This window comes from Rhizobacter sp. P3_B12, assembly GCF_056402895.1.
In genome coordinates this window covers 1-8,451 of the sequence record NZ_JBFUGN010000186.1, presented here as the reverse complement: position 1 = coordinate 8,451, position 8,451 = coordinate 1, and the positions used below count along the sequence as shown (strand labels likewise).

Below are 8,451 nucleotides of genomic sequence, written 5' to 3'. Positions count from 1 at the left end.
GCCGAACGATGCCGAGATGGCCGCGCTGCGTGCAGCGGTCGCCCAGGCCGGCCTGCTCAAGCGCTGAGGAGACGCACATGAACCGCCAACACTTCCTTCTTTGCGCCGCCGCCACGGCTGCCGCGCTGCTCGGCCTGGGCACCGGCGCCCGCGCCGCCGAACCCTGGCCCGCCAAGCCCATCACGATGGTCATCCCCTTCCCGCCCGGCGGCACGCTCGACGTGGTGGGCCGGCTGCTGGCGCAGAAGCTGGGCCAGCAACTCGGCCAGACGGTGATCGTGGACAACCGCGCGGGCGGTGCCGGCACCATCGGCGCCTCGGCGGTGGCCCGCGCACCGGGCGACGGCTACACGCTGCTGTTCAGCGCGWCGACCTTCACCACCACGCCGATGACGCAGAAGACCGCCGCCTACGACGTGGTCAAGGATTTCGCGCCGGTGGCGCTGGTGGCCAAGGCGCCGCTGGCGATCGCCGTCAACAAGAACCTGCCGTTCAACGACGTCAAGGGCCTGCTGACCTACGCGCGCGCCCACCCGGGCAAGCTGACTTTCGCGATCGGCTCGACCGGTTCGGCCGGGCACCTGAGCACCGAGATGCTGCGCCGCGCCGGCCAGATGGAATACCTGATCGTGCCGTACAAGGGGTCCGCACCGGCCTACCAGGACCTGATCGGCGGCAGCGTCGATGCCTTCATCGACCCGATCCTCGGCTCGGCGTCGTTCGCGAAGGCGGGCCAGCTGAAGGTGCTGGCCGTCACGTCGAAGAACCGCGTGCCCAGCCAGCCCGACCTGCCGACCGTCGGCGAGACGGTGCCGGGCTACGAGTTCTACAGCTGGTACGGCCTGTGGGGCCCGGCCAGCCTGCCGAAGGAGATCGCGGTGCGCCTGAATGCCGAGGTCAACAAGGCGCTGGCCACCGACATGCGCGAGCAGCTGACGCCGCAGGGGCTGCTGCTGACGCCGGGCTCGATCGACGACTTCGTGCGCTTCCAGAAGGACGACATGGCGCTGTCGCAGCGCATCGTGACCGAGGGGAAGATCCGTGCCGAGTGAACGCCATGCGGTCGTGACCGGCAGCAGTTCCGGGATCGGGCGGGCCATCGCGCAGGCCCTGCTCGAAGACGGCTGGCTCGTCAGCGGCCTCGACCTGGGGCCGGCGACGCTCGAGCACCTGCACTTCCACGCCCTGCGCGTCGACCTGGCCGACGGCGCGGCGACCGAGGCCGTGCTGCAGCACCTGGCCGCCGCCCAGGCCTTCGTGCATGCCGCCGGCGTGCTGCGCGTGGGCAGCCTCGGCAGCCTGCAGGCCGCCGACGGCGAGCTGATGTGGCGCTTGCACGTGGATGCCGCCGAGCGCATCGGCAACCGGCTGCTGCCGGCCATGGCGGCCGCGGGGCACGGCCGCGTCGTGCTGATCGGCAGCCGCSTCGCGCAGGGCAAGGCCGGCCGCAGCCAGTATGCGGCGACCAAGGCGGCGCTGGCCGGCCTGTCGCGCAGCTGGGCGGCCGAGGTGGTGGCGCACGGCGTGACGGTCAACGTGGTGTCGCCCGCGGCCACGCAGACCGCGATGACCGACGACCCCGCCCGGCAGGCCGCCACGCCGGTGCTGCCGCCGATCGGGCGGCTCATCCGCCCCGACGAGATCGCCGCGCTGGTGGGCTTCCTGCTCTCGCCGGCGGCGGCGGCCATCACCGGCCAGGACATCCAGATCTGCGGCGGCGCCTCGCTGCCGCGCTGAACACTCCCCAGGAACCCACCACCATGAAGATCATCGAGATCCGCGAACAGACCAAGCCCATCCAGTCCAGCATCCGCAACGCGTACATCGACTTCTCGAAGATGACGCTGAGCCTGGTCGCCGTGGTCACCGACGTGATCCGCGACGGCAAGCCGGTGATCGGCTACGGCTTCAATTCCAACGGGCGCTACGGCCAGGGCGCGCTGATGCGCGAACGCTTCCTGCCGCGCCTCCAGGAGGYCGATCCGGCCAGCCTGCTCGATGCGGACCGCGACAACATCGATCCGCACAAGGTGTGGGCGACGATGATGACGAATGAGAAACCCGGCGGCCACGGCGAGCGCTCGGTGGCGGTCGGCACGATCGACATGGCGGTGTGGGATGCGGTGGCGAAGATCGAAGGCAAGCCGCTGTTCCAGCTGCTGGCCGAGCGCTACGGCAACGGCCGCGCCGACCGCAAGGTGTTCGTCTATGCCGCGGGCGGCTACTACTGGCCGGGCCAGGGCCTGGAGGGGCTGGAGCGCGAGATGCGCGGCTACCTCGACCGCGGCTATTCGGTCGTGAAGAAGAAGATCGGCGGCGCGTCGCTGGCCGAAGACTGCAAGCGCATCGAGGCCGTGCTGCGCCTGCTGGGGCCGGGGCAGAAGCTGGCGGTCGACGCGAACGGGCGCTTCGACCTGAAGACTGCCATCGCGTATGCGAAGGCGCTGTCGCAGTACGACCTGTTCTGGTACGAGGAAGCTGGCGATCCGCTCGACTATGCCTTGCAGGCCGAGCTGGCGCAGCACTATGCCGGGCCGATGGCCACCGGCGAGAACCTGTTCTCGATGCAGGATGCGCGCAACCTGATCCGCTACGGGGGCATGCGGCCCGACCGCGACTGGCTGCAGTTCGACTGCGCGCTGAGCTACGGGCTGGTCGAGTACCTGCGCACGCTGGAGATGCTGAAGGCGCACGGCTGGTCGGCATCGCGTTGCGTGCCGCATGGCGGGCACCAGATGTCGCTGGCCATCGCGGCCGGGCTGGGCCTGGGCGGCAACGAGTCGTAMCCGGACCTGTTCCAGCCCTACGGCGGCTTCCCCGACGGCGTGAAGGTCGACAACGGGTACGTCACCTTGCCGGAGCTGCCGGGGATCGGCTTCGAGGGGAAGGCGGATCTGTACGCGCAGATGAAGGCGCTGGCGGGCTGAGTTGTCGATTCGGCCGGTCGTCGTTCGTCGTGGGGGTGAGGCGGTGGAATCGTTCCACCACGCCACGGATCGACAAAGGACCGAATCATGCATTTGCGGACCGACGCGCTGCACGCGCACTACCGTTGGATCATCGTGGCCGCAGGCGGCGTGCTCGGCTGCGTGGCGATCGGCGGGCTGTTCTCGCTGCCGGTGTTCCTGCGGCCGATCGCGCAGGACACGGGCTGGTCCACCACGGGGATCTCCACCGCGATGACACTGGCCTTCGTGGCGCTCGCGCTCGGCAGCATCGCCTGGGGCTGGCTCAGCGACCGCGTGGGCCCGCGCATCGCGGTGCTGGCCGGCTCCGTGCTGCTCACCGCCGGGCTCGCGCTGTCCAGCCTGGCGACCTCGCTGCTCGCGTTCCAGTTGTCGTTCGGCGCTGTCGTCGGCTTCAGCGCGGCAGCCATCTTTGCGCCGATGATGGCGTGCGTCACCGGGTGGTTCGACACGCGGCGCAGCCTGGCGGTGTCACTGGTGTCGGCCGGCATGGGCATGGCGCCGATGACCATGTCGCCGCTGGCCGCGTGGCTGGTGCAGGGCCACGACTGGCGAACCTCGCTGCAGGTCATCGCGGCGCTGGCCGCGGCCATCATGGTGCCGGTGGCGCTGCTGGTGCGCCGCCCGCCGGCGCTTGCGCAAGCCCCGTCTGCAGCGGCACCGGGCGCGGCGCCGGAGCCGGCCACCTCCGTCGGGCAGGCGATGCGATCCGCGCCGTTCCTGATCCTGGTGCTGACGAGCTTCCTGAGCTGCGCCACCCACTCGGGGCCGATCTTCCACACGGTGAGCTACGCCGTCACCTGCGGCATCCCGCTGATGGCGGCGGTGTCGATCTACAGCCTGGAAGGGCTCGCGGGCATGGGCGGGCGCCTCGTGTTCGGGCTGCTGGGCGACCGCTTCGGGGCCGCGCGCGTGCTGGTGCTGGCGCTGCTCGCCCAGGCGATCGTGGTGCTGGGCTATGTGGCCGCGCGCCAGCTGGGGAGCTTCTACGCCGTCGCCGCGTTGTTCGGTTTCACCTATGCGGGCGTGATGCCGCTGTTCGCCGTGCTGGCGCGCGAGAATTTTCCGTTGCGCATGATGGGCACGGTGATCGGCGGCATCACGATGGCCAGCAGCCTCGGCATGGCGCTCGGGCCGGTGCTGGGCGGGTTGATCTACGACGCGTGGTCCAGCTATGCGTGGCTGTTCATCGGCGCATTCGCGCTGGGCATCGGGGCCTTCCTGTCGGCGCTGGCGTTCACGCGGCTGCCGCGGCGCCAGGCGATCGGTGCGGTGGCCTGAGCCTGGCGGGCTGCTCGGCAGGGAGCTGGGAGATCAATACTTCGCGGCTCGCGAGTGCAGCCGTTCAGACAGAGCCGGCACCGCTTCGGGTGGATCCGTCCGGATCGATGAAGGTCGCCTCTCGGCAAGAGCAGTCGCCCAGCGGCCACGCCCAATCGTCACCTCACCCTAAGGCCAGCCGACGCCGGGTGCCGGAGCCTGGGCGGTGAGGACTTGACCCGTGCGAGGCTCGGCGAACATGCCGGTGGGACCGTTCCATGTGGTCGCCATCATGAACAAGGTACGCCCGTCCGCACCACCGAGTGCGCAGGCGAAGCAGCCGCGGTCTATCTCGACCCTCTGCAGCACCTCACCGCCTTCTCGAACGCGCACGCAACGCTTGTTGGGGACGTCCGAGTACCAGACGGCACCGTCCGCGTCGAGACAGATGCCGTCCGGGACACCATCGCCAAGATCCGCCCACACCCGCCGCCCGGACAGGCTGCCATCCGCGCTGATGTCGAAGGCAGAGAGCCGATTCGCGTAGGACTCCGCGACGATCAGCGTCGCGTTGTCGGGCGTGACCAGCATGCCGTTCGGAAAGGCGAGGCCATCGGCCACCCGACGAGCCGATCCATTGGGACTGACCAGAGCGACGATGCCCGGAGYGAACGGCTCGCCGGCCATGAGGTCGAAGCCGATGCCGTTGACGTATGCGTTGCCCCGTCCGTCCACGACCAGTTCGTTTCCCGCTGGCGGCGTGGAGACCTGGCTCAGGTCGCCATGGGTCACCAGCCTGCCATCCAACTCCTTGCGGAGCAGAAGGCCGTCCCGCGCCGAAACGAGAAGCAAACGCCCATCCGGCAGCCAGCCGACGCAGCATGGAAACGACGGCGCCCGCAGGACGACTTCGCTGTTGCCATCGAGATCAACCGCAATGACCTCGCGCGAGCCCCAGTCGGAGAACCACAGGCGGTCTTCGTGCCAGCGTGGTTGCTCGCCGAAGACGATGCCGGTCATCAGGATCGTGAGGCTCGTCCGGCGGTCCATCGTGGCCTCACTTGCCGTCGAAGGCAGCTTGCAGCGCCGCGATGTCGAGCTTGGTCATCTGCATCATCGCGGCCATCGCGCGCTGTGCCTTGGTGGCGTCGGGGCTCTTGAGCATGTCGATCATGGCGCGTGGCACGATCTGCCACGAGAGACCGAACTTGTCCTTCAGCCAGCCGCACTGGCCGGTGGAGCCGCCTTCGCTCAGGCGCGCCCACAGGCGGTCGACCTCGGCCTGGTCGGCACAGTCCACCGAGATCGAGATCGCCTCGGTGAACGGAAACTGCGGGCCGGCGTTGAGGGCCATGAACTCCTGCCCCTCGATGACGAAGCGCATCGTCAACACCTTGCCCTTGAGCGAGGGCACCGCGTCACCGTAGTGCGACACCTCGAGCACCTTGCCGTTCCTGAAGATCGACAGGTAGTGCTCGACGGCCTCGTCGGCGTTGAAGTTGAACCAGAGGCAGGGGGTCAGCTTTTGCATGGATGTCTCCTGGGGTGGTTGAAGGCTCAGGCGCGACCGCGCCGTGCAGCCGAGGGGGAAGGACGGGAACGGGTGGCGCTCGCGAGGGGCGCTGCCGGCAGCAGCGACGCCACGTACTGGTGGAGGTGCGCGATGGCGCGGCGGGCCGCGGCGGCATCGTGCTGGGCCTTGGCAAGGATGAAGGCACCCTGGATGGCGGCTTGCGCGAAGAGCGCGACATCCAGCGGATCCCACTTCGCCTTGGGTGCATGCAGGCGCTTGGCCTCGACCAGGTCCGCCGCCACGGTTTTGGCGTGGAAGAGGATGGCCCGGTTGCAGGCGTCGCGGATGTCGGGGTGCGTGCTGTAGGTCTCCTGCACCATGGTGCCCAGCAGGCAGGTGAAGTCGGGCAGGTCGCCCTGGATCAGCGCAGCGCGGAAGTCGATGTAGGCCAGCACGCGTTCACGCGGATCGGCCACGCTGCGGAACGGGGCGCTTTCGAAGAGGTTGCCGGTGACGCCCGTCCAGTGCTCGGTGGCAGCGACGGCCAGGTCGTCCTTGCCCTTGAAGTGATGGAAGAAGCTGCCCTTGGTGACACCTGCCTCGCGGCAGATGTCATCGACCGAGCTGCCGGCATACCCCTGCACGCGAATCACGTGCAGCGCCGCGTCGAGCAGCTTTCTCTTGGGGCCTTCGGCGAGTTCCAACATCCCGCACTCCATACCGCTTGGTCGGTATGGAGACAATACCGATCAATCGGTATGGTGTCAAGCGGGGACCCGGATTGGCATTCGACCTAAGTACCCCAGTTCAGCCAGGCGTCCTAGCAACGCCCCGCAAAGCCGCCGACCAATGCCTTGGCCGCGCGTGTCCTCCCTCTCAGTTCGACGCCCTCCGGCACGCATACGGCGTGCCGGGATGCGGGCCTTCGATCAGCGTTTCCCAAACTGATGGATCGGATACCTGCGGTCGCTRCTCTCCCCTTCATGGGCGCTACCTGCTCGCGCATCCCAACCATGACCTCGCGATCCTCGGGATGGATCGAGTGATGAATCGTCGTCAAGACTCAGGAACTCCACAAAAGCCCTCACGGTCGGCGACAACTCTCGGCTGCTCGGGAAGACTACGCTGACCTCCACCGGCGGAAGAGTCCATTCCGGAAACAAGTGAACAAGTCGTCCGGCCTTGATATCGGGCGCACACAGGTAGCCCGACAGGCACCCCAGGCCGACGCCGGCAACCACTTGTCGGTGAATCAACAGAGGATCGTTGATGCTCAGACGCGGCTTGAGTTCGAACCTCTTCTCCTCGCCGTATCGTCCCGAGCCCGACTGCGATGAGTTGCGAGTCGGTCGTCGGTCCTATGCGCACCGTGACGTCGACGCTCTCAGCGATCAGGTCAACGGTTCGACGGGTCAGCTCCAGCGCCACGTTGACATCGGGGTAGCGCTCCAGGAACTCCGGCAGCAGATCGGACAGCACGTTGTACCCGAAGCCGAAGGATTGACTCAAAGTGAACCAGCGAGGGCCGCTTGAGGGCCGGATACCTCTGCGGGGAGCCTCAATCGTAAACAAGCGACCGTTCCGCCACGGGAACACCGTGTTCCCGCTGCCATGTGCGCCGTCTGGCAGACTGCCCGGGCTGATCGCGCTTCAATGAGTTTGTCATATCACCTTGGTGGCACCCGCGAACGAAGGACCGGACGGCACATCGTGGCCATGGCCAACCCTGCAACCCGATCAACAACCAGGAGATGAAGATGAGCAAATCCCAGGAGGCGAAGAAGGTACTGTTCGTGGGCCAGCAACCTGAGACGGTCGACTTCACGGATCCGGCATTGCCGCCCGGTTTCGACGCCACCAAGATCAATGCCGGCATCGCCCTCGGCATGAAGCAGATGGCGGACCGAGGCTGGTATGCGGACCTCTGTCTCGTGCGCCCCGACGAGTCCGCGACAACCGTGCTGGAGCAGCAACTCTCCACCGTCTCCTACGAACATGAACGTGTGCACCCACGCGTTGATGCGCTTCCCTCACCTCCACGTTTCATAGCTTCATGCCCTCACCCTCTCCTCTTCTGAAATCCCGCCAGCAACAGCTCTGGTCCGGCGTTCTGTGCGTGCTGCTGAGCGCGTGCGGCGGGGGAGGCGGTGGCGAGGCGGCCCCGCCCCCACCGGGCCTGGGCGCGCCGGCCCCCGCTCCGGTGCCGGACACCGCGGCACCCACGGTGTCCGCCAGCGTGAACGTGGGCAGCGACACCGTCACCTTCACCGCCACGGCTTCCGACAACGTGGGCGTGACCGAGGTCGTGTTCCGGATGGATGGCGATGCGCTGGAAGGCACCATCGCCACCAAGCCCAACGAGGGCAGGTTCTCGCTGCCGATCTCGATCAACTTGATCGCCGACGGCACGCACAGCGTGGTTGCGCGAGCCCGCGACGCGGCCGGCAACAGCAAGGATTCCAGCGCAGTCAGCTTCGTGGTCCAGCGCAGCAGCACTCCCCCGGAGCCGCCCACCGTCACCGCCAGCGTGGACGGCAATTTCGGGCTGGTCCGGTTCTCCGCCGTCAAGAACATCGTCAACGTCCACCGCGTGGATTTCTTCGTGGATGGCCAATCCGTGGGCCTCTCTCGGGGCACTGACGGTGACGTGCAGTTCCTGGCCTTCGACGTGCGCGGGCTGGCCGACGGCCGCCACAGCGTGGTGGCGCGGGT

The 8,451-nt window shown here is 67.9% G+C and carries 9 protein-coding genes and 1 pseudogene; 6 read left to right on the top strand and 4 right to left on the bottom strand.

Going from position 1 to position 8,451, the window contains the following annotated elements; all coding sequences use genetic code 11:
• Positions 1 to 77: 77 nt before the first annotated feature.
• The 4 genes from AC1D01_RS12675 (at position 78) to AC1D01_RS12660 (ending at position 4,247) form a co-directional block, all read left to right on the top strand.
• On the top strand, positions 78 to 1,052 hold the full coding sequence (locus AC1D01_RS12675; protein WP_477866667.1) for a Bug family tripartite tricarboxylate transporter substrate binding protein: 975 nt from the start codon (positions 78 to 80) through the stop codon (positions 1,050 to 1,052).
• Complete coding sequence (locus tag AC1D01_RS12670) at positions 1,042 to 1,737, top strand: SDR family NAD(P)-dependent oxidoreductase (protein WP_477866665.1); 696 nt, start codon at positions 1,042 to 1,044, stop codon at positions 1,735 to 1,737. The genes AC1D01_RS12675 and AC1D01_RS12670 overlap by 11 nt, the downstream gene beginning before the upstream one ends.
• Positions 1,738 to 1,760: 23 nt before the next feature.
• Entirely contained in the window at positions 1,761 to 2,927 is a 1,167-nt protein-coding gene (locus tag AC1D01_RS12665; protein ID WP_477866663.1) for a mandelate racemase/muconate lactonizing enzyme family protein, read from the top strand.
• 87 nt (positions 2,928 to 3,014) lie between these two features.
• The gene (locus AC1D01_RS12660) at positions 3,015 to 4,247 is read left to right on the top strand and encodes an MFS transporter (RefSeq protein WP_477866661.1); all 1,233 of its coding nucleotides are present in this window, start codon (positions 3,015 to 3,017) and stop codon (positions 4,245 to 4,247) included.
• A 168-nt stretch (positions 4,248 to 4,415) separates the two neighbouring features.
• Here the strand turns inward: AC1D01_RS12660 and AC1D01_RS12655 are convergent, their stop codons facing one another.
• From AC1D01_RS12655 to AC1D01_RS12640, 4 genes and pseudogenes are all read right to left on the bottom strand, one after another.
• Positions 4,416 to 5,276: an SMP-30/gluconolactonase/LRE family protein gene (locus AC1D01_RS12655; protein ID WP_477866659.1), complete on the bottom strand. Its 861-nt coding sequence runs from the start codon at positions 5,274 to 5,276 to the stop codon at positions 4,416 to 4,418.
• A gap of 7 nt (positions 5,277 to 5,283) precedes the next feature.
• Positions 5,284 to 5,757, bottom strand: coding sequence for a VOC family protein (locus tag AC1D01_RS12650; RefSeq protein ID WP_477866657.1), 474 nt, complete (start codon positions 5,755 to 5,757; stop codon positions 5,284 to 5,286).
• A gap of 26 nt (positions 5,758 to 5,783) precedes the next feature.
• The gene (locus tag AC1D01_RS12645; protein WP_477866655.1) at positions 5,784 to 6,446 is read right to left on the bottom strand and encodes a TetR/AcrR family transcriptional regulator; all 663 of its coding nucleotides are present in this window, start codon (positions 6,444 to 6,446) and stop codon (positions 5,784 to 5,786) included.
• 222 nt (positions 6,447 to 6,668) lie between these two features.
• Positions 6,669 to 7,335, bottom strand: a pseudogene (locus AC1D01_RS12640) (substrate binding domain-containing protein).
• Between the two features lie 161 nt (positions 7,336 to 7,496).
• Here AC1D01_RS12640 and AC1D01_RS12635 point away from each other — a divergent pair.
• Positions 7,497 to 7,817: a hypothetical protein gene (locus tag AC1D01_RS12635; RefSeq protein ID WP_477866653.1), complete on the top strand. Its 321-nt coding sequence runs from the start codon at positions 7,497 to 7,499 to the stop codon at positions 7,815 to 7,817.
• A gap of 164 nt (positions 7,818 to 7,981) precedes the next feature.
• On the top strand, positions 7,982 to 8,451 hold a 470-nt coding region (locus AC1D01_RS12630), incomplete at its 3' end, for an Ig-like domain-containing protein (RefSeq protein WP_477866651.1).

What these genes read in the sequence shown, in the direction of transcription:
- AC1D01_RS12660 (WP_477866661.1), top strand. Translation starts at nt 3,015, where the DNA reads ATGCATTTGCGGACCGACGCGCTGCACGCGCACTACCGTTGGATCATC.
- AC1D01_RS12650 (WP_477866657.1), bottom strand. Translation starts at nt 5,757, where the DNA reads ATGCAAAAGCTGACCCCCTGCCTCTGGTTCAACTTCAACGCCGACGAG.
- AC1D01_RS12645 (WP_477866655.1), bottom strand. Translation starts at nt 6,446, where the DNA reads ATGTTGGAACTCGCCGAAGGCCCCAAGAGAAAGCTGCTCGACGCGGCG.
- AC1D01_RS12635 (WP_477866653.1), top strand. Translation starts at nt 7,497, where the DNA reads ATGAGCAAATCCCAGGAGGCGAAGAAGGTACTGTTCGTGGGCCAGCAA.